Origin of the sequence: Flavonifractor sp. An306 (assembly GCF_002159455.1) — a bacterium.
Lineage (GTDB): Bacteria > Bacillota > Clostridia > Oscillospirales > Oscillospiraceae > Flavonifractor.
In genome coordinates, this window is sequence record NZ_NFIQ01000003.1 from 31,393 (window position 1) to 52,870 (window position 21,478).

17 protein-coding genes are annotated in these 21,478 nt (G+C 57.6%); 1 reads left to right on the forward strand and 16 read right to left on the reverse strand.

The window, feature by feature from the left end; genetic code table 11:
• Positions 1 to 43: 43 nt before the first annotated feature.
• The 11 genes from B5F88_RS01245 to B5F88_RS01295 all read right to left on the reverse strand — a co-directional run bounded on the left by B5F88_RS01245 (position 44) and on the right by B5F88_RS01295 (position 14,660).
• Positions 44 to 250 carry a DUF378 domain-containing protein gene (locus B5F88_RS01245; RefSeq protein WP_087341183.1) on the reverse strand — a complete coding sequence of 69 codons (207 nt, stop codon included), beginning with the start codon at positions 248 to 250 and terminating at the stop codon, positions 44 to 46.
• Between the two features lie 97 nt (positions 251 to 347).
• The gene (locus B5F88_RS01250) at positions 348 to 1,139 is read right to left on the reverse strand and encodes a DMT family transporter (protein WP_087341184.1); all 792 of its coding nucleotides are present in this window, start codon (positions 1,137 to 1,139) and stop codon (positions 348 to 350) included.
• A 165-nt stretch (positions 1,140 to 1,304) separates the two neighbouring features.
• On the reverse strand, positions 1,305 to 2,216 hold the full coding sequence (locus B5F88_RS01255) for an SH3 domain-containing C40 family peptidase (protein ID WP_087341185.1): 912 nt from the start codon (positions 2,214 to 2,216) through the stop codon (positions 1,305 to 1,307).
• A 58-nt stretch (positions 2,217 to 2,274) separates the two neighbouring features.
• Positions 2,275 to 2,565: a hypothetical protein gene (locus B5F88_RS01260; RefSeq protein WP_087341186.1), complete on the reverse strand. Its 291-nt coding sequence runs from the start codon at positions 2,563 to 2,565 to the stop codon at positions 2,275 to 2,277.
• A gap of 122 nt (positions 2,566 to 2,687) precedes the next feature.
• Positions 2,688 to 4,055 carry a DUF2029 domain-containing protein gene (locus B5F88_RS01265; protein WP_087341187.1) on the reverse strand — a complete coding sequence of 456 codons (1,368 nt, stop codon included), beginning with the start codon at positions 4,053 to 4,055 and terminating at the stop codon, positions 2,688 to 2,690.
• A 60-nt stretch (positions 4,056 to 4,115) separates the two neighbouring features.
• Positions 4,116 to 7,883, reverse strand: a complete 3,768-nt coding sequence (gene rpoC, locus B5F88_RS01270; protein WP_242959583.1) for a DNA-directed RNA polymerase subunit beta' — start codon at positions 7,881 to 7,883, stop codon at positions 4,116 to 4,118.
• 22 nt (positions 7,884 to 7,905) lie between these two features.
• Entirely contained in the window at positions 7,906 to 11,619 is a 3,714-nt protein-coding gene (gene rpoB, locus B5F88_RS01275) for a DNA-directed RNA polymerase subunit beta (RefSeq protein ID WP_087341188.1), read from the reverse strand.
• 492 nt (positions 11,620 to 12,111) lie between these two features.
• Complete coding sequence (locus tag B5F88_RS01280; RefSeq protein WP_087341189.1) at positions 12,112 to 13,305, reverse strand: site-specific integrase; 1,194 nt, start codon at positions 13,303 to 13,305, stop codon at positions 12,112 to 12,114.
• An 88-nt stretch (positions 13,306 to 13,393) separates the two neighbouring features.
• Positions 13,394 to 13,597, reverse strand: a complete 204-nt coding sequence (locus B5F88_RS01285) for an excisionase (RefSeq protein ID WP_025654190.1) — start codon at positions 13,595 to 13,597, stop codon at positions 13,394 to 13,396.
• 402 nt (positions 13,598 to 13,999) lie between these two features.
• Entirely contained in the window at positions 14,000 to 14,242 is a 243-nt protein-coding gene (locus tag B5F88_RS01290) for a helix-turn-helix domain-containing protein (RefSeq protein ID WP_008817058.1), read from the reverse strand.
• Positions 14,235 to 14,660, reverse strand: a complete 426-nt coding sequence (locus tag B5F88_RS01295) for a sigma-70 family RNA polymerase sigma factor (RefSeq protein WP_242959584.1) — start codon at positions 14,658 to 14,660, stop codon at positions 14,235 to 14,237. Before B5F88_RS01295 ends, B5F88_RS01290 begins: the two co-directional genes overlap by 8 nt.
• A 495-nt stretch (positions 14,661 to 15,155) precedes the next feature.
• Here B5F88_RS01295 and B5F88_RS01300 point away from each other — a divergent pair, with 495 nt between their 5' ends.
• Positions 15,156 to 15,485 carry a helix-turn-helix transcriptional regulator gene (locus B5F88_RS01300; RefSeq protein WP_087341191.1) on the forward strand — a complete coding sequence of 110 codons (330 nt, stop codon included), beginning with the start codon at positions 15,156 to 15,158 and terminating at the stop codon, positions 15,483 to 15,485.
• Between the two features lie 61 nt (positions 15,486 to 15,546).
• On the opposite strand, the gene B5F88_RS01305 is transcribed toward B5F88_RS01300, so the two are convergent.
• From B5F88_RS01305 to B5F88_RS01325, 5 genes are read right to left on the reverse strand one after another with little or no spacing between them, the layout of a single operon-like run.
• Entirely contained in the window at positions 15,547 to 15,918 is a 372-nt protein-coding gene (locus tag B5F88_RS01305; protein ID WP_087341192.1) for a metal-dependent transcriptional regulator, read from the reverse strand.
• Positions 15,919 to 15,934: 16 nt separating this feature from the next.
• Positions 15,935 to 16,462 carry a TetR/AcrR family transcriptional regulator gene (locus B5F88_RS01310; protein ID WP_087341193.1) on the reverse strand — a complete coding sequence of 176 codons (528 nt, stop codon included), beginning with the start codon at positions 16,460 to 16,462 and terminating at the stop codon, positions 15,935 to 15,937.
• Positions 16,463 to 18,211, reverse strand: a complete 1,749-nt coding sequence (locus tag B5F88_RS01315; RefSeq protein WP_087341194.1) for an ABC transporter ATP-binding protein — start codon at positions 18,209 to 18,211, stop codon at positions 16,463 to 16,465.
• Positions 18,212 to 19,996: an ABC transporter ATP-binding protein gene (locus B5F88_RS01320; protein ID WP_087341195.1), complete on the reverse strand. Its 1,785-nt coding sequence runs from the start codon at positions 19,994 to 19,996 to the stop codon at positions 18,212 to 18,214.
• Between the two features lie 15 nt (positions 19,997 to 20,011).
• Positions 20,012 to 21,478 (reverse strand): energy-coupling factor ABC transporter ATP-binding protein, encoded by a 1,467-nt coding sequence (locus tag B5F88_RS01325; protein ID WP_343286443.1) that lies wholly within the window; start codon positions 21,476 to 21,478, stop codon positions 20,012 to 20,014.

Genomic DNA, 21,478 nt, shown 5'->3' on the forward strand with positions numbered 1-21,478 from the left:
TCAAGGCCCTTTTCAGAAGGGCCTTGACTAGAGCGGGTGTTCGTCAGGCGTCTTTGGAGTGGGAGTCCCGGAAGAGCAGGGAAATGCACCACAGGGCCGCCAGACCCACCAGGGCGTAAATAATGCGGCTGACCATGCTGGTCTGTCCGCCGAACAGGGCTGCCACGATGTCAAACCGGAACAGGCCGATGCTGCCCCAGTTGAGGCCGCCGATGATGGCCAGGATCAGGGCGATCTTGTCAAGAATCATAGGATATGCTGCCTCCTCAAATTTGAGATACCGTGGCTAGTATCCGCGCATAAGAGGCAAATTATACGGCCTTCCAAATTTTAAAACAGTCGAAAAATTATGGTGATTCAGGCGGGGCTTTTCGCTGGGACAGGGCCAGGCCGGCCAGGATCAGGGCGATGGCGCCCAGGGTGAGGGCGGTGACCGGCTCCCGGAGGATCAGGGCGGAGGCCGCCACGGTGATCACCGGCATCAGGTAGAGGTAGACGTTGGTGGCCACCGGGCCGATGAGGGCGGAGGCCTTGTTCCAGGCCAGAAAGCACAGGGCGGAGGCCCCGATGCCCAGGTAGAGGGTGTTGCCCAGCAGCGTGGGCTGGGCAAAGCGGGTCAAATCGGGCGCCAGGCCGCCGCCCCACAGGAAGGGGAGGGTGAAGAGCAGGCCCCAGAAAAAGATTTTGCGGGTGCTCTGCAGCTCGCTCAGGCCGGAGTTGGCCTGGGCCCACTCCAGGCACACGCTGTATCCGCCCCAGCAGACGGCCGCCGCCAGGGAGAGCAGGATGCCCAGAGGGTTGGAGTCAAAGGACTCCCCCTCGGCCAGGGAGATGAGGGCGATGCCCGCCATGGCCAGGCAGAAGCCGATAAAAAAGGCCGGTCCCGGCCGCCGGGACCGGCGGCACAGCCACAGCAGCAGGGCGGTAAACATGGGGGCAGCGGCGATGATCAGCCCCACCGTGGAAGCCAGGGAGAACTCCAGCGCGTAGTTTTCCAGAATGGAGTAGAAGGTGAGCCCGGTGAGGCCGCAGCACACAAAGGGGAGCTCCTGTTTCACGCCTTTGGGGAGCAGGGGCCTGGGGGAGCAGAGGAAGAGCACCGCCCAGGCCAGCAGGAACCGGAACACCAGAATTTCCACCGGGTAATACCTTGGTGGAGATATAGGTGGTGCCCCACACCGCCGATACGGCCAGCGCCAAGTGATTTTTCACGCAGTCCATCCTTTCGCAAAAAACAGCGTGCGCGGAAACCGCGCACGCTGTTCGTTTTTCTTTACCGATCCATTTGCCTGCCAAGCAATGGATTACAGGACCCGGCGGGCGTACACATACACGTTGTTGTAGTAGCCGCTGGTCAGGTTGTCATAGCGAACTTCGTATGTATTGGTGGAGGCGTGGATGAACTGGCCGCCGCCCACATAGATACCCACATGAGAGACGGGCTTGCTGCCGCCGGACTTGAAGAACACCAGGTCGCCGGGCTGCAGCTCGCTCTTGGAAACGGACACGCCGTTGGAGAGCTGGCCGGTGGCGGTGCGGTTCAAGGTGTAGCCGAAGTGACGGTACACATAGGAGGTAAAGCCGGAGCAGTCAAAGCTGTTGGGGCCGTTGCCGCCGTACACATAGGGGGTGCCCAGGAACTGAGCGGCGTAATCCACGATCTGCTGGCCCAGGCTGCTGGAGGCGGCCACCACAGTGCCGTCGCCCCGGGAGCCGGCGGAATCCTTGCAGGTGACCATGTACTCGCTGCTGACATAGCCCACAGAGCCGCCGCTGGTCTTGATCTTGTACCAGCCGTTGTCAATGCCCACGATAGTCACCACAGCCCCATCGTTCAGGGAGGTAACCTTGCTGTAATCAGTGCCAGGTCCGCTGCGCACGTTCAGGGGAGAACCGTCCGTCTCAACCAGGCCGTAGCCGATGGTCACGTCGGCCTTGGTGGAGACATCCAAGTAATCGGCGGACATATAGCCCTCCACGGACTTGTAGTCCACCTTGTACCAGCCGTTGGATTCCTCCTCCAGGATCACCACCACGTCGCCCTTGGAGGCGGTGGCCAGGATGGTGGAGGAGCTGTTGGCCTCCTCCCGCAGGCGGAGCGCGTCGGTGTTGACGGTACCGGCGCCCACGCTGGCGGCGGAAGCGCCTACCACACAGACGGCGGAGACGGCGACGGTCAGAAGAGCGGTGCGTACGAACTTGGCAGGCAATATCATTGGTAAATTCCTCCATTCAGAATAATGCCCCGCAGAGGCGCGGGGAAGGGGCGCGGAGTTACTTGCTGGAGAGCGCCCGGTCCAGCCAGACGGAGGCCACATCCATAGCGGCGTACAGGCTGTCTTTCTCTGTCTTTTTCACCACCCGGTCCCGGCTTTTCAGGTCGGGGTCGGTGAGCTGCAGCTGGACGGAGACCTTGGTGGCCACGTCCATGTCCTTGTCCTTCTTCTGGTCCAGAACCTGGAGCATGATGATATATTTTTCCGCCATGCTGCCGTAATAGATCAGGCTGTCTTTCCGGCGCAGCGGATGGCCTTTATAAGTCAGAGGAATGGCTTGAGCTGACATAATACCTCCTTAAAGACTGGGTTGTTACTGATTTTTAAAAACTGTAACCAAATTGTAACACGTTGTTTCCAAAGAGTCAACCGTTTTTCTGCAATTTTTCAGGAATTGGCACGGAACGGGTCTTACGGTTGGGGAACGATCTGATTTTTGCCTTTCCCTGTCTGGCGCAGCTCCAGCCAGAGCGCACAGCAGGCATAGGCCAGAGCCGCCAGGATCAGCAGAGATTCCACCAGCATGGTATAGGTTTTGCCCCCCAGCTGGAGCACGAAGGTGTACCGCTGCCGGAAGTAGACCAGATAGGCGCTGAGGGAGGCCAGCTGCGCCAGCGCCGGGGCGGGGAGGTGGCTGGGCATGGCGCAGGCCCACACCAGGGTGAGCACGTCGGCCAGAAAGAAATAGCGGTCGTGCATATAGGGCAGCAGGAAGGGGACCCCCAGAGCCAGCACCACGCCGGCGGAGAGCAGGGCGCTGTCGGTCAGCCGCCTGCGGAATACAAACAGGGCCCCCAGCAGGAGCAGCACCAGCACGAAGGCGGCCAGGATGCCCGCCCGGGCCGCCGGAGCCTCCGCCACCGAAGCGCCGTAGGGGAGGAAGGAATAAATGGAGGCGGAGTTGTAGTTCAGGCTGCCGGCCCCCTCCTGGGTCTGGCCCACGTAGACGCTGAGGATGTCCCCCAGGGGTTTGCCCAGCAGCAGGGCGGGGACGCAGGTGACGGCGTAGGCGGCGGGGAAGAGGAAGAGGTGGCGGAACCTGATCCGGCCCGCCAGCCACAGGGCCCCCCAAAGGGGGAGAATGAAAACGGTCTGGAGCTTGAAGGAGAAGGCGACCCCCAGCAGCGTGAGAGAGGCGGCGCCCCGCCGCTCCAGGGCGGAGGCCAGGGCGTGGAGGACCAGAGCGCCGTAGAGGGCGTCGCACTGTCCCCAGTAGGCCCCGTTGAGCATGACGGTGGGGAGCAGCAGCAGGGCGCAGAAGCACAACAGCGGCCGCAGGCTGTCCGCCTCGGAGAAATGGGCCGCCAGCCGGGCTCCGCCCCAGGCCAGAACTACGTCGAACAGGATGGAGAAAAGCTTGATCAGGTAGAGGTCGGGGATGGGCAGATAGGAGATGGCGGCTAAAAAATAGAGGTAGGGGGCGTTGTAGTTGCCGATGGGCAGCCTGATGGCCCCAAAGCCGCCGTTGTCCCGGAGGGTGGCCACCCACTGGGACAGGAAGATCTCGTAATCTGAGGAGACGTAGGAGAGCATCATGGCCCGGAAGAAAAAGGCCAGGCCGATGGGGAGCAGGGCAGTGAGCAGCCGGCTGGGCGGGGTGCGGCCAAAGACCCGGAGCACCGCCAGGGCCAGCACGGCCAACAGCAGCAGGAGGAGATAGACCGCCAGCCGTGCGCCCTCCGTGCCCCGGTCCAGGTTCAGGACGGGGAGCGCGGCCACACCCAGCAGGGCCAGCCCGGCGCAGCCGCAGGCCAGGGAGAGGGGAGAACAGGACTTCATAAGCACACCTCACAATCAAAAAGGGCCCGGAGCGATACTCCGGGCCCTTGGAAACAGAGGTCAGATCTCAACGGGCTCCGCCGTGGAGGAGGCGGCCTCCTCCACCAGGATTTCCTCCGGCGCGCCGGTCTGGGCGGTTCCCTCGTCGTCCATCTTGTCGTACTTGCGGTACATGGACAGGCCGGAACCGGCGGGGATCAGCTTGCCGATGATCACGTTCTCCTTCAGGCCCAGCAGGTGGTCCACCTTGCCCTTGATGGCGGCCTCGGTGAGCACCTTGGTGGTCTCCTGGAAGGAGGCGGCAGACAGGAAGGAGTCGGTGGCCAGAGAGGCCTTGGTAATACCCATCAGCAGACGGGTGCAGGTGGGCAGCCGCAGCTCGATGCCGTTGTTGGTCTCCCCGGCGTCGATGCGGGCCTGGACAGCGGCCTTGGCGTCCTCAAACTCAATGAGCTCGATGGTGGAGCCGCTGAGCAGGTCGGAGTCGCCGGCGTCCTCCACCCGGACCTTGCGCATCATCTGGCGGCAGATGACCTCGATGTGCTTGTCGTTGATATCCACGCCCTGCTGGCGGTAGGGCTTCTGCACTTCCTGGATCAGGTAGTCGTACACCGCATGGATGCCCCGGACCCGGAGCACGTCCTGGGGATAGAGGGCGCCCTCGGTGAGGGCAAAGCCCTTCTCCACGGTGTCGCCGTCCTTCACCCGCAGGCCGGCGTAGGGCAGGGCGTAGGTGACGGTCTCGCCGTCGCTGGCGGTGATGGTCAGGTTGCACATGGAGTTGCGCTTGGCCTCCTCCAGGGTGACTTTGCCGCCCACCTCGGCCAGCTGGGCCATCTTCTTGGGCTTGCGGGACTCGAACAGCTCCTCAACACGGGGAAGACCCTGGGTGATGTCGCCGCCGGCCACGCCGCCGGTGTGGAAGGTACGCATGGTCAGCTGGGTACCGGGCTCGCCGATGGACTGGGCGGCAATGATACCCACCGCCTCGCCGGAGCCCACGGGCTCGCCGATAGCCAGGTTGATGCCGTAGCACTTGGAGCATACCCCGCTGCGGGCCCGGCAGGTGAGCACGGAGCGGATCTTCACCTGATGGATGCCGTGGTCCTCCAGCAGCTTGGCGTGGTCCACGGTCATCATGGTGTGGTGGTCGATGAGCACCTCACCGGTCTTGGGATCGCAGATATCCTCCACCGGATAGCGGCCCTTCAGACGCTCGCCAAAGGTTTCGATGACCTGGCCGTTCTCCACGATCTCGCTGACCAGGATGCCGTCGTCGGTGCCGCAGTCGTCCTCCCGGATGATGACCTCCTGGGACACGTCCACCAGACGGCGGGTCAGGTAACCGGAGTCGGCGGTACGCAGCGCGGTATCGGCCATGCCCTTCCGGGCGCCTCGGGAGGAGATGAAGTACTCCAGCACGGACAGGCCCTCACGGAAGTTGGACTTGATGGGGATTTCGATGGTGCGGCCGGAGGTGTCGGCCATCAGGCCGCGCATGCCGGCCAGCTGACGGATCTGGGCGGAGCTACCACGGGCGCCGGAGTCCGCCATCATCCAGATGGGGTTGTAGCGGTCCAGGCCGGCCATCAGGGCGTCGGTCACGTCCTTGGTGGTCTTTTCCCAGGCCTCCACCACCAGGCGGTAGCGCTCGTCGTTGGTCAGGAAGCCCCGCTTATACTGCCGCTCGATCTTGACGATTTCCTTCTCGGTGTCGGCAATCAGGCCGTACTTCTTTTCGGGAATGGTCATGTCGTAGATGGAGACGGTGAGGGAGCCCCGGGTGGAGAACTTGTAGCCGCGGGACTTGATGATGTCCAGCACGTGGGCGGACACGGTGAAGCCGTGCTTGGTGATGCACTTGTCGATGATCTTGCCCAGCTGCTTCTTGCCCACCATGAAGTTGACCTCGGGCTCAAACATCTCCTCGGGGTTGGTGCGGTCCACGAAGCCCAGGTCCTGGGGGATGCCCTCGTTGAAGATCAGGCGGCCCACGGTGGTGCGCACCAGCTTGTGGCGGGTTTCGCCGTCCACCTCGGCCTCCCGGCGGACCAGAATGGGCACATGGAGCTCCAGCTCGCCCTCGTCATAGGCCAGGCGGGCCTCGATGTCGCTGGCGAACACATGGAGAACCTCACGGGGCAGCTGGCCGTCCTCGGTGTCGGCGCAGATACCGGCGTAGGTGGGGATGTCATCCAGGGCGTTGGGGTTCTTGACCCAGACGTAAGAGTCGGGGTTCAGCTTGCCCTCGGCCAGAGCCGCCTTGACGGCGGACACATCCTCGTAAGTGTCCTCGGCGGCGTGCTCGGGATACTTCTCATAGGTCAGGTAGTAGGAGCCTAGCACCATGTCCTGGGTGGGCACGGTGACGGGGCCGCCGTCCTGGGGACGCAGCAGGTTGTTGGCGGAGAGCATCAGCACCCGGGCCTCGGTCTGGGCCTCGGCGGACAGAGGCACGTGGACGGCCATCTGGTCGCCGTCGAAGTCGGCGTTGAAGGCGGTACACACCAGGGGGTGCAGCTTGATGGCCCGGCCCTCCACCAGGACGGGCTCAAAGGCCTGGATGCCCAGACGGTGCAGGGTAGGGGCGCGGTTGAGCATGACCGGGTGGTCCTTGATGACGAACTCCAGGGCGTCCCACACCTCGGCCTTGCCCTTGTCCACCATCTTCTTGGCGGACTTGATGTTGTTGGCCAGGCCGTTTTCCACCAGCTTCTTCATAACGAAGGGGCGGAAGAGCTCAATGGCCATCTCCTTGGGCAGGCCGCACTGGTAGATCTTCAGCTCGGGGCCTACCACGATAACGGACCGGCCGGAGTAGTCCACGCGCTTGCCCAGCAGGTTCTGACGGAAGCGGCCCTGCTTGCCCTTGAGCATGTCGGACAGGGACTTCAGCGCCCGGTTGTTGGCGCCGGTGACCGCCCGGCCCCGACGGCCGTTGTCGATGAGGGCGTCCACCGCCTCCTGGAGCATCCGCTTCTCATTGCGCACGATGATGTCGGGGGCGTTGAGCTGGATGAGCCGCTTCAGGCGGTTGTTGCGGTTGATCACCCGGCGGTACAGGTCGTTCAGGTCGCTGGTGGCGAACCGGCCGCCGTCCAGCTGCACCATGGGGCGCAGTTCGGGGGGGATGACAGGCAGCACGTCAATGATCATCCACTCGGGCTTGTTGCCGGAGATGCGGAAGGCGTCCACCACCTCCAGCCGCTTGACGATGCGGGCCTTCTTCTGGCCGGAGGCGTCCTTCAGCTCGGCCCGGAGGGAGACGGACAGCTGTTCCAGGTCGATGTCCTGGAGCAGCTTCTTTACCGCCTCGGCGCCCATGCCGGCCTCAAAGTCGTCCTCGTACTTCTCCCGCATGTCCCGGTATTCCTTCTCGGACAGGATCTGGTTCTTGGCCAGGGGGGAGAAGCCGGGGTCGGTGACAATATAGCTGGCGAAATAGAGCACCTTCTCCAGGATCCGGGGGCTGATGTCCAGCAGCAGACCCATCCGGGAGGGGATACCCTTGAAATACCAGATGTGGGACACGGGGGCGGCCAGCTCGATGTGGCCCATGCGCTCCCGGCGCACTTTGGCCCGGGTGACCTCCACGCCGCAGCGGTCGCAGATCTTGCCCTTGTAGCGGATCTTCTTGTACTTGCCGCAGTGGCACTCCCAGTCCTTGGTGGGCCCGAAGATCCGCTCGCAGAACAGACCGTCCCGCTCCGGCTTCAGGGTGCGGTAGTTGATGGTCTCAGGCTTCTTCACCTCGCCGTAGGACCACTCGCGGATCTGCTCCGGGGAGGCGATGCCAATCTGGATGGCGTCGAATTCAGCGTAACTCATAGTTCTGATCGTCCTCCCTTATTTATTCCATATCATCGGCGCCGTCGCCGAAGTCGTCGTCGGAAAAATCGTCGTCGCCGTCTTCATCGCTGTCCTCGGCGATGAGGTCGTCGTCGTCGCTGCCCTCTTTCAGGGTGTAGCCCGCGGCGGCGAAGTCGGACTCCCCGCCGGCGTTGTAGCCGTAGAAGTCGTCATCGTCGTCCCGGAACTTGCCGGGCTGGTAGGTGTCCTCGTCGTCGTCCTTCAGCTCGATCTCGTTGCCCTGGTCGTCCAGCACCTTCATATCCAGGCACAGGGACTGCAGCTCCTTGATGAGAACCTTGAAGGACTCAGGCACGCCGGGCTTGGGCACGTTGTGGCCCTTGACGATGGACTCGTAGGTGCGCACACGGCCGGTCACGTCGTCGGACTTGACGGTGAGGATCTCCTGCAGGGTGTAGGCGGCGCCGTAGGCCTCCAGCGCCCACACCTCCATTTCGCCGAAGCGCTGGCCGCCGAACTGGGCCTTGCCGCCCAGAGGCTGCTGGGTGACCAGGGAGTAGGGGCCGGTGGAACGGGCGTGGATCTTGTCGTCCACCAGGTGGTGGAGCTTGAGGAAGTAGACGTAGCCCACGGTGACCGGGTTATCGAACCGCTCGCCGGTACGGCCGTCGTACAGCCAGCTCTTGCCGTCGGGGCGCAGGCCGGCCATCTTCAGGGTCTCGGCGATGTCCTTCTCGTCGGCGCCGTTAAAGACGGGGGTGGCTACCTTCCAGCCCAGGGTCTTGGCGGCGTAGCCCAGATGGACCTCCAGCACCTGACCGATGTTCATACGGGAAGGCACGCCCAGGGGGTTCAGTACGATGTCCAGGGGGGTGCCGTCGGGCAGGAAGGGCATATCCTCCTGAGGCAGGATGCGGGACACAACACCCTTGTTGCCGTGGCGGCCGGCCATCTTGTCGCCCACGGAGATCTTCCGCTTCTGGGCGATATAGACCCGGACCACCATGTTGACACCGGGGGAGAGCTCGTCGCCCGCCTCACGGGTGAACACCTTCACGTCCACGATGATGCCGCTCTCGCCGTGGGGCACCTTCAGGGAGGTGTCACGGACCTCACGGGCCTTCTCACCAAAGATGGCCCGGAGCAGCCGCTCCTCGGCGGTGAGGTCGGTCTCGCCCTTGGGGGTGACCTTGCCCACCAGGATGTCGCCGGCACGGACCTCGGCGCCCACCCGGATGATGCCCCGCTCGTCCAGGTCCTTCAGGGCGTCCTCGCCCACGTTGGGGATATCCCGGGTGATCTCCTCGGGGCCCAGCTTGGTATCACGGGATTCGGTCTCGTACTCCTCAATATGAATAGAGGTAAAGACGTCCTCCTTCACCATCCGCTCGTTGAGCAGGATGGCGTCCTCGTAGTTGTAGCCCTCCCAGGTCATGAAGCCCATGAGGATGTTCTTGCCCAGGGCGATCTCGCCGTTGGAGGTGGAGGGGCCATCCACGATGACCTCGCCCTTTTCCACCCGCTGGCCGGCGTCCACGATGGGCCGCTGGTTGATGCAGGTGCCGTGGTTGGAGCGCAGGTACTTGGTCAGCTTGTAGTCGGCCACCCGGCCGCTGTCGTAGCGGACGGAGACGGCGTCGGCGGCCACCTTGGTGACGGTGCCGTCCTCCTCGGCCAGAATGGCGATCTCAGAGTCGATACAGTTCTTGTGCTCCTGGCCGGTGGCCACAATGGGAGCCTGGGTGGTGAGCAGAGGCACGGCCTGCCGCTGCATGTTGGCGCCCATCAGGGCGCGGTTGGCGTCGTCGTTCTCCAGGAAGGGGATCTGGGCGGTAGCGATGGAGAACATCATCTTGGGGGAGACGTCGATATAGTCCACCTGGTCCCGGTCCACGTCGATGATCTCGTTGCGGTGGCGGCAGGTGATACGGTCGTGTACCAGGCAGCCGTTCTCGTCCAGCGGCTCGGTGGCCTGGGCGATGGTGTACTCGTCCTCGATGTCGGCGGTCATATAGTCTACCTGGTCGGTGACCCGGCCGGTGGCCTTATCCACCTTGCGGTAGGGGGCCTCGATAAAGCCGTAACGGTTGATGCGGGCGTAAGAGGCCAGGTAGGAGATCAGGCCGATGTTGGGACCTTCGGGGGTCTCGATGGGGCACAGGCGGCCATAGTGGGAGTAGTGGACGTCTCGCACGTCGAAGGAGGCCCGGTCACGGGACAGACCGCCGGGGCCCAGGGCGGACATACGGCGCTTGTGGGTCAGCTCGGCCAGGGGGTTGGTCTGGTCCATGAACTGGCTCAGGGGGCTGCTGCCGAAGAACTCCTTGATGGCGGCGGTGACGGGCCGGATGTTGATGAGGGACTGGGGGGTGACGATATCCAGGTCCTGAATGGTCATCCGCTCCCGGATCACCCGCTCCATCCGGGAGAAGCCGATGCGGAACTGGTTCTGCAGCAGCTCGCCCACGCAGCGCAGACGGCGGTTGCCCAGGTGGTCGATATCGTCGGCGTTGCCCACGCCGTGGCCCAGGCAGTTGAGGTAGTTGATGGAGGCCATGATATCGTCCACAATGATGTGCTTGGGGATCAGGTCGTCCATCCGCTCCTTAATGGCGTCCTTCAGCTCCTCGCCGGAGTAGTTCTGCAGCAGCTCCTGGAGGACGGTGAAGCGGACCTTCTCGGTGATGCCGCACTCGGCGGGGTCAAAGTCCACGAAGCCCGCCATATCCACCATGTGGTTGGAGAACACCTTGATCTGGGTGCCGTCCAGATCCAGCATGACCTCGTTGACGCCCTTGGCGTCCAGCTCCCAGGCCTGCTCCCGGGTGAGCACTACGCCGGGCTCGGCCAGGATCTCGCCGGTCATGGGATCGGCCACCGGCAGGGCCAGCTTCTGGCCGGCCAGACGGGTCCAGATGGACAGCTTTTTGTTGAACTTGTAGCGGCCCACGGCGGACAGGTCGTACCGGCGGGGGTCGAAGAACAGGGCGTTGAGCAGGCTCTCGGCGGAGTCCACCGTGGGGGGCTCGCCGGGACGCAGCTTGCGGTAGATCTCCAGCAGGGCGTCCTCATAGGTTTTGCAGGCGTCCTTCTCCAGAGTGGCCACGATCCGGGGATCCTCGCCGAACAGCTCCAGAATCTCTGCGTCGGTCTTGGGACCCACCGCCCGGATCAGGCAGGTGATGGGCAGCTTGCGGTTTTTGTCGATGCGGACATAGAAGATGTCGGAAAGGTCGGTCTCATACTCCAGCCAGGCGCCCCGGTAGGGGATGACGGTGGTGGCGTAGGCCACGTTGCCCGCCTTATCCTCGGTGCGGGAGTAGTAGATGCCGGGGGAGCGGACGATCTGGGAGACGATGACGCGCTCGGCGCCGTTGATGACGAAGGTGCCCGCCTTGGTCATCAGGGGGAAGTCGCCCATGAAGATCTCCTGCTCCTTGATCTCCTCGGTCTCCTTGTTGCGCAGGCGCACCCGGACCTTGATGGGGGCGGCATACGTGGCGTCCCGGGCCTTGCACTCCTCCACGGAGTACTTGGGGGGCTCATCCATGGAGTAGTCGATGAAGGAGAGCTCCAGGTTGCCCGCGTAGTCGCTGATGGAGGCCACATCCTTAAAGACCTCCCGCAGTCCCGTGTCCAGGAACCACTGGTAGGAGTTCTTCTGCACCTCCAGGAGGTTGGGCATGTCCAGGATCTCCTCATGGCGGGCAAAGCTCTTGCGGAGGGTTTTGCCGTAGTAGACGTCCTTGACCATCGTAGAAAAAACACCTCGTTTTCTTTGTCTGGGAACCGCCGGGGAGGGGCGGATCCCGGTTTCCGTCGGCTGCTTTTCGTCGAACCGCACGAACCGGGCGGTTCAATCCGGGTGCTGCACACCCGGGCGGGTGGATAAAATGTTAAAATATCCTCTTGCGCTTCGCCGTGCCCTGTGCTATGATGAGGCACAGCATGGGAGACTAGCGAAAAAACGCGGTTTGGACATAAGAGCGTTTAAGTATACCATGTAACAGTTGGAAATGTCAATAGAATTTTGTGGAAGCCTGGGGTATGCCCAGGTTTTTTTCTGCAAAAAGTTTTACCGATTTTCTGATTATCTTTTCAAATCTCCGCAAATGTCGGAAAGGCTTGGAATATCAAGCATTTCCGGCATTTTGCGTTTTGGAAGATACCCCGCATATCATGGCATTTCGGAGCCTCACTTGGCGTTGAAAAGTAGTAAAACCGTAGTAGAAACGGCGGCTTACTACTACGCCGCCAGCCTGTCCATCGCCGCCTTTGCAGAGGCGTAATCCGCATGAGCGTAATAGTTCAGCGTCATGGTGATGTTGGAATGTCCCATGATGTATTGCAGGTCTTTGGGGTTCATTCCAGCATGGGCAAGCCGAGTACAGAAAGTGTGCCGCATGGTATGGGGCGTGATGTTCGGCAGGGCCTCATCAGGCTTGTGGTGCTTGTTGTACTTCCTGACAAGCCCCTGGAACATGCTCTCGTAGCAGGACGCCGTTTTGGGAAGGCCGCTCTGGTTGAGGAACAGGAAGTTGGTGTAGCCCCCGATATTGACCGGAGCGGCCTTGCCTCTGTTCTTCACAGCCCGCTTCAACGCCTGGTAGACCTTCTCGCTCATGGGGATCTGCCGCGCACCCTTTTTGGTCTTTGGCTCGTCCACATAGTAGCCGAGCTCGCTGTCCCGCAGGAGCTGGTGGTCCACATGGATGCAGCGGTTTTCAAAATCCAGGTCCGTTGTTAATCCGCACAGCTCGGAAACGCGGAGGCCAGTTCCCAGCAGAATGATGATCTCATCACAATACTTCCGGTAGACCGGGTCGCTGCCGGCGAAGGCCAGGAGGCGGTCCTCCTGTTCCTGGGTCAGCGCGGCCTTTTCCTCCGTGTCATCCTCCAGGACATCGGCTATGGCGAAGTTGAACGGGTTTTTGCGGATGCAGTCATCCTCGATCGCCGTGTAGAAGGCAGCCTTCAAAGACCGTTTCCAGTTGCTGACGGTCTTGTAGGCGTAGCCCTTCTCGCTCATCCTGATGGCCCATTCCTTGGCGTCCGACAGCTTTACACTGTCAATGCTTCGGGAACCCAAGGGGTCCTCTTTCAGAACGGACATCAGGTATTCCCGGCCCTTCTCGGTGCTCCGCTTGACATTCTTCCGATGGCTGTTCTGCCGGGCGTAAAGCTGGCAGACCGTCATCTTCTTGCCGATGGTGTCGATCCCATCGTTAATGTCACGCAGGATCTCCTTCACCTTCTCACGGAGCGAAGCATCGTCCCGCTTGCCTGTGGGGGTCTTGTCGGTGGGCACCAGTTTCCAGGCATACACGAATTGAGTTTTACCGCAGGCGTCCGTGTACTTGTAAGCGTATCTTCCGTCTTTTCTCTGGCTCTCTCCAGTTCTTAAAATTCGACCTTTGCTATCGCGTCTTTTCTCTGACATGATGTAAAGCTCCCTTCCATCGCTGGAATGAGCCTCGATACGCTATCATTATTATACCGCGCCCTGGGCTCATTGTCAGCCGGCTTCGTCAAATAACCTCCAGCTCGTCGATGACTTTCTCAAACTGCTTGCGCTTGATCTGGAGGCGGTTGCCGTTCATGATGAGCCAGTTGGCGTCAGGGTTTTCCTCGGCTAACCTGCGGAGCTTCTTTTCCCCAATGCGGAAATATCTGGACGCCTCCTCAATGGAGAGCGTGTATTTTTGCCAGATAGGAATATCGTTCGTGTTCAAATACAACACCTCCTGTAAATTTGCGCGTCCCCTTTCAGAGGACGGTGTTGCAAAAAATAAGAGGCAGAAAACGGATGGCTGCTGGCACAGCTCCACGGGAATTTCACCCCGGCCCATGCTGATGGGTGCGGCGCACGATGCTTTGCGGGCGTCCAATGCGCGAGTATCTTTGACCTGCCTGTATGTCATCGCCCGCAGAGTGCCGCGTCCGCTTTGCGGCCTGGTGTGGATCGCTCGCTCCCGGAGGGGAAGTCATGGCGCACCGGCCGTATGGCTCGATACAGGACAGAATGTATCCGTCTGCCTTATGCTGCGCCGGAGGCCTCCCGCCGGGCTTTCTTTGTCAAGGAGCTATAACGGGACGCCGCGTGGAAAGGGGGACACGCAGCGCCCGGCCCTGGATCAGCTCAGGTCAAAATCCAGGATGGAAATAATCAGCTTTGCTTCCAGCCGACCGCGCAGATCTTCGTCCACCTGGGGACGGGGATAGCCGTCAGGGCCATAGCTCGTCCGTGTAGACAGCGCGGCGATGTAGCCGGAGTAATGCCGGACTACCCGGTTCACCGCTTCGGGGTCGCCTCCGACAGCGGCGGCGATCACCGGGTAAGGGATCAGCGATGCCCGCGTGCACGCAGATTTAGTCATCCGCTTCACCTCCCATCAGCTCCTTCAGCAGCCGATAGGCTTTATGCCTGCGGGTATTGACCGTCCGACGGGGCATATTTATGTACCTGGCGATCTGTGCGTCGGTCATCCGCAGGAACCAGTGCATCATAAAGATTTCCCGGTCCTCCTGGGCCAGCCCCAGAAGCGCCTCGGCCAGCCCGTCGTCCTCTATAAGGATCACGGCCCCGCCCACAGGGAAGGTCGTGTATTCCCACGGGTAGCGGTCATATACCGCAAGCTGGGCCATTTCTGCCTCGGACAGTTCTTCCAAAGATGTGAAACGCTTCTGGCGCCGGCTGATCTGGCGATAGCCGTTGCACGCCTCGCATTTCAGCACCTTCTTGCAGTAGCTGTCAAAGGCGTACTGCTTGTGCTCGTAGTGGCGGTCAGGTTTCAAGTTCTCACCTCCCTTCGTGCCGGGAGGCAATTCTTTTCTTCCCCTTTCGCTCACTACTCGTTCACGAGAGGTCCTGTTTGGCTGGTTTTCGGGATCTATCTGAAAAAATTTTTTGCCGCTCATACTTGGCTCCTTTCGTTTCGTTCTGGTTGACAGGCCGGAACGAAACGGGGCGGGGAGCGGCAGCCCACGCCCAGGCGCAGGCGGTCACGGGGACGGGCTTTGTTGGATATGAGCCGCAGTATATAAAAAGCGAGCCATAACTCACTTTCATGAGCATGGCTCGCTACTGCGTTATTGGAATATTTTTCGTAGTGGCATGGGCGTCCGCCGTACAAGAGGCGAACCCCGCCTTATTTTGACCTCCTTTGTGTTGGCGCTCTCATCCATATCTCCCTTTACTCTGAAATATGAGTTATAACTCACTTTACATGAGTTCTATGGTTATTTATATGAGCGGAAGCACACCCTACAATGATGTAGAGGTGATGTGCAGTGAACAATCCGCTGGATCTATTTGCATGGAAGGTGCGGTCAGAACGGAAGCGGCAGCATCTGACGCAAAAACAGTTAGCTGAACGCCTCGGTATGAACCCCCGCACGATCATAGATTTGGAGGCCTGTCAGAGTAATCCGAAATTTGAAACGGTGGTCCTTGTCGCCAAAGAACTGAATATCAGCGTGGACGCCGCCATCTTCCCGGAAATGGTAAATCAGACAGTCTCGAAAACAGTCGTGGACTTCTTTGCCGGGAAAAGCGAAGCAGAGATTGAAAAATTTATCGCGCTCTGCAAACAGGCGGAAGCCTTCCAGAAAGACGAGTAACGCGGTCGGGTTCGATGTGCCCGGCCGCGTTACTGTTTTACCCGTTTGCTATGCGGGCAGATCATTCTTTCCTTGTTTTATAGGCATCGCGCAGACGCTCGAAGGACTCCTGGCTGATGACATGCTCCATCCGGCAGGCATCCCTTTCCGCCGTTTCCGGGTCTACGCCGGCTTCAATCAGTCGGTCAGTAAAGAAGCGGTGCTTTTCGTAGATCTGCTCCGCCACTTCCCGGCCCACATCAGTCAGGTGCAGGAAATAGTCGCTGTCCATCGTCAGGAAACCCCCGTCCCGCAGGGTCGCCACCGCATGGCATACGCTGGGCTTTGTGACCTCCAGGTGCCGGGCAACATCCACGGAGCGCACCATTCCCATCTTCTTATGGAGAACAAGTATGGCCTCCAGATAGTCCTCCCCGGACGCATGAAGTTTCATTGCAACCTCCTAATCGTCAATTTTTTGTGGGTGCAAAGAACTTTTCTAATGTGCCAATACATTTCCGAGTCGTTCCAAAATCGTAATTACAGCGGATAATCTCGAAAAAACTTGACAGATATGCTTTCGATAGCAGCCAGCAAAGATTTTCTGCATGATTGCTTTTCAATAAACGCTGATAAATGATTTTTCTTACGACATCGTAAAATTTATCGTAATAGGAAGTACATTTGCAACGGACAACTATCCTGAACACATCCAAATGCAGATAGATGAATACTAAACATGGTTTAGGAATTACTGATTGTTCAGCACCTATGGGAGAAGTATTTAGCATTTCCAGAAACTTCATTGAGTCGGGTACAACAACAGCCTCATATAACTCGCTTTTTCCTGAAAACCGGTGATAAAATGCCCCCGTTGTTATACCTGCACGATGGCATATAACCTTTAGTGATGCGCCTTGGTATCCGTTTTGCAAAAAATTTTTCTTTGCACTCTCTATAATTCTTAAAGTTGTTTCGTCATGTGATACATCCTTCATTTAGACCAGGCTCCATCCAGCAGCATTCTTTCGAATATTGACGAAATCCTGATAGATACCCGGCTGCTCCAGAAGTTCCTCGTGGGTGCCATGCTGTGCGATTTGGCCGTTGTCAATTACCAGGATTTGATCGGCATTTTGAATGGTATTCAAGCGGTGAGCAATCACAAGCAAGGTCTTACCCTTTACCAACTCCGAAATAGCCTCTTGAATATAGCTTTCATTGTCGGTATCAACACTTGCGGTAGCTTCGTCCAAAATAACGATAGGCGCATCCTTCAAGATGCAGCGCGCAATCGAAATTCGCTGTTTCTCACCGCCGGAAAGAGTAGCGCCGCCTTCACCCACCACGGTTTTGAACCCGTCAGGCAAAGCCATGATGAAATCATAGCAGCGGGCTTTTTTTGCCGCTTCATATACTTCTTCCTCCGTGGCATCCGGTTTTCCCATGCTGATGTTGTTATAGATCGTATCCTGGAACAAATACACCCTCTGGAACACCATACTGATTTGATCCATCAGCTCCGACAGGGGTACATTCCGAATATCCACACCTCTAATTGCCACGCTGCCGGATTTTACATCCCACAACCGGGCCAGCAGATTTGCGATAGTGGATTTGCCGCCACCGGAAGGACCGACCAGGGCCGTCATAGAGTTTTTCTTCATAGTGAAATTGATATGGTGCAGCACTTCTTTGTCCTGATAGGCAAAAACAACATCGCTAAACTGTACTTCCGGCTGCCCTGGTTGTGCCTGGGAAGGCAAGTGCTGCTTACCAGTATCGGGGAGTTCCGGCTCATCCAATACCGCTTCAATGCGATCCAATGCCGCGTTCATTACAGTCAGGCGAGATGCCTCGCCATAGAGTGCTTTCAGCGGTCCAAATAAATCAAATACGAACAACAGAACGCCAAGGACATAAGCCAGGGAAAGGCCGCCATTCTGTTCCAGAAAGATTGCCAGCCCGAAGATTGCCGCAATACCAATGCCATAAAGGATATTCAGCCCCATGGTCCAGGGGGTCATTTTTCTCTCAAAGGCAAGAGAGGTATTTCTGGATCGCTTGAAATTCCCAGTTAATTCTTCCGACTTCTCACCCAGCAGGTTATAGCTCTTGATGACACCGATCCCTTCTACAAAGGACAATACCGCATCGGTCAGTCGCTCACTTTGCTCCTGGCGGCCTGCGGCTTCGCGTAGGGAGACCTTGTTCATTCCTTTTGACACCAGCCATGCCAAAAGCGTCACGATGGCAGCAATTAAGCCGAGTTGCCAGTTCAGATAGAACATGAACACCAGGAGAACCAGGGCGGACAGGAGATAGCTCATCATGTTTCCCAAGGTACTCATGGCAACTTCTTCGATAAATACCATGTCGGTGCTGAGAACCGAGCTAATCTTGCCAATATTGCCGGAGGTAAAATATCCCATAGGCAGTTTTCGGAGGTGCCCGCCCAGCTCCATTCGCTTGTCAGCAAACATCAGGTAGCCCGCTGCGCTCTGCAAACTGTCACTAAGATAGTGTACCAGCATCTGAATCAACACAGATGCTCCAAGACCAAGCCCCACATAAAGGCAGGTCTGCCCAGTCAAAGTCCCGGCGGCAAAACCGCTCAAAACCACAAAGGCCAGAAAAATCGGCATTTTGGACAGAATTGACTCCAGAAAAGCGCATACAACAGCTCCCTGAATCCGCCCTTTATAGCGACCGGACAGTTTCAAAATTCTTGAAAACAGTGCAAACATTTATTTTCCCTCCTTTGCGGTATGGACTTTCCATTCGGCGCTGTCCTGTGCAGCTTTCCATAGTTTTTGATATTCCGGGCAGGACTGGATCAATTCCTGATGTTTTCCGGTAGCCACCAGATTACCATGATCCATAACACAAATCTGGTCAGCGTTCATAATTGCGGGTAGTTTGTGAGCGATGACAACCAGCGTCTTACCCTTCACCAGTTCTGCAATAGCGGCCTCCATTTTTTCCTCATTCTCTGGATCAGCATAGGCGGTCGCTTCATCGAGGACAACGATAGGAGCATCTTTTAAGATTGCCCGCGCCAAAGAAATGCGCTGGCGCTGGCCGCCAGAAAGCATTTTCCCGGCATCGCCTGCCATAGAATGAATGCCCTGGGGAAGTTTTTCGAGGAACTCCATGCACTGAGCTTTCTTTGCTGCTTCCATTACTTCCTCGTCTGTTGCGTTCAGTCGGCCAAGCCGGATGTTTTCCAACAGAGAAGTATTAAACAGATATTGATCCTGAGCCACATAGGAAATGCGGCTGTTCAATGCTTCCAGGCTCATATCACAAAGTTTCTGCCCGCCAATGGAAATGCTGCCTTTTTGTGGGTCATAGTAGTGGATCAGTAGTTTGGCTAAGGTACTCTTGCCGGAACCAGACTCGCCTACGAGGGCTGTTTTTTGTCCTGCTTTTGCGGTAAAAGAAATATCATGGAGGACTTCATCCTCCACAACCGTAGGTTTCCCGTCCGGGCCTGGCTGCATGGTCTGATACGCAAACGAAACATGGTCATAAGTGATTGTGTCGTCTTTTCCATGGAACACATCGTCAGTCTGCTGAAGTTCAGGCGCGTCCAGCACTTGCTCCAACGCAGAAATCTTATAGTTAAGCTGGGGCATAGTAGGCAGAAATCCCAGCGATTTGAGCAATGGCATACCGATACTCAAGGACAGGCACAGCACCAGAATCAGGTCTGGCAGGGCCGACCAGCCAGAGAGAACAAACCAGGCTCCCAATGGCAATGTCAGAATAATAGTGCAAGGTAATAAGCTGCTGTAAATCGCCATCCAGGGCCACGCTGCTTTATACCATGCCAATGTATAGTCCCGGTAATCAGATACATCTTTGCGGAATCGTTCATAGGAGTCCGCATCCTTATTGAACACTTTGACGACTTCCATGCCATTGATGTACTCGATGATGGTGTTATTCATCTTCTGCCCGGCCATATAGTATGGTCCCATTTTCTTCATGCCGACAGAGTACATGGTTTTCATGGCAATCAGACTGATGGGGATAGAGGCCAGCGACAACAGCGCCAGTTTCCAGTCCACAAAAAACATGGCTACATAGACCGCTATGGGGATCATCAGATTTGCGATACCCTCTGGCATGGAGTGAGCCAACAAGACCTCCAGACTATCCACATCGTCCACGAACAACTTTTTGACGGTGCCTGTGCCTTTATCCTGGATAACGCCCAGCGGCAACTTTTCAAATCGTTTTTGCAAGGCGGTACGCAGGCGGAGCAAGGTATCATAAGCCGCCTTGTGTGAAATGTTCAGCCCCCATCCATAGAGAATAGCTTGCAGCACCAGGCAGACCAGCACAAGCACAACTCGCAGGATGATAAATGAGGCATCGATTGTCTCCCCCATGACCAACGGCGCGATCACCTGGTAGGCCAGCACAAAGGGAAGGACCCCCATTAAAACGCTGACCAGTACAACCGCCGTGGCTGCGTAAAGTCCCTTTTTATGAGGCCCGGCGTATTCAAATACTTTTTGAAACATAAGTCTAACCTCCCATCAGTTGAAATATTTTTCGGAAAGAGTTTTCAAAATTTCCGGCGAAAGCCGGTGATTTTGGATGGCTCCGCAGTCATCCAACTGGACTACTTCGGTACAGGTACGAACAATGAACTCAAAATCGTGGGATACCACAAAAACAATTACCCCGGAATTTGAAAGCTGTTCAATCAGATTGCTGACGCGTATCATCGAGTCATAGTCCAAACCGCTGGTAGGTTCGTCAAAGTAAATCACCGGACTGTCCTTTACGATTGCTGCGCCGATAGTGACCCGTTGCTTTTGACCGCCTGAAAGAGAGGCAGGGTGACGATCCCGATATTCTGAAAGCTCCAAAGCCTCCAATGTTGCGTCCACTTTTTCTTTGCAATCATCCCGTATTCCCAGGGACAGTTCTTCTTCCACGCTGCTGGCAAAGAGCTGATAATCTGTATCCTGCATTACCAGATAAGACAAGGCGCGCCTCTGACGGGGCGTGAGTTTCTTTCCGTCAAAGCTGATTTCCCCTTGCCACTGTTTTAAGAGGCCGGTCAAAATCGACAAAAGGGTTGTCTTGCCCGCGCCATTGTGACCGAGAATCCCAATGACATCTCCCGAATGGGCTTCAAAACTGACATTCTGAAACACATTAGGGCCTTTCTTATAAGAGAACGCGAGGTCATGCACCGCTAACAGATGTTTTCCATCGTAAACACGATCTTTTTCATGATAGTTTTCCGCATCTCGTTCCGGGTACGCTGTCCGCAGGCCGTAGGAAATCCGCGTTTTCTCAGGCAGCGTACAAAACTGTTCTCTGGTAAATTCCCGTTCGACCTTCCCATCTTGAATGAGAAACACCCGGTCAATCAAATCGCGCAGGTAATAAAAACGATGTTCCACCACAAAGATGGTATATCCATCTTGCTTCAATTTTCCCATGATTTCAGCCAACCGTTTGGTCGCTGCATAATCCAAATTTGCGGATGGCTCATCGAAAATGTAGACCTTGGGTGAGAGAGCGTAAACTGAGCCAATGGCAATCTGCTGTTTTTCTCCACTGGACAGGGCAAAAATGCTCCTGTTCAGATAGTCCACCAGTTCCAAATCTTTGGCCGCCTTTGCGATACGATCAATCGTTTCTTCACGGGAAAGCCCCATGTTTTCGCATCCAAAGGCCAGTTCGCGCGTAGTATCTGTCATAAAAAACTGAGAGCGCGGGTCTTGGAATACGGTTCCCACCTGTCCGGCCAGTTGTGAAGGTTTCATTTCCAGGAGTGAACGCCCGTCCATCATAAGATCCCCTTGGATTTCTCCAGGGTAAAAATGCGGAATCAGGCCATTGAGTGAACGGATCAGTGTCGTCTTACCGCAGCCGCTTCGCCCGGTCAATAGGATAAACTCGCCGGTCTGTATGGTCATATCAATGCCACGGAGGGTAAAATCCTGGCTTTCTTCATAGCGAAAGCTGAAATTCTGAAATGAGATCAT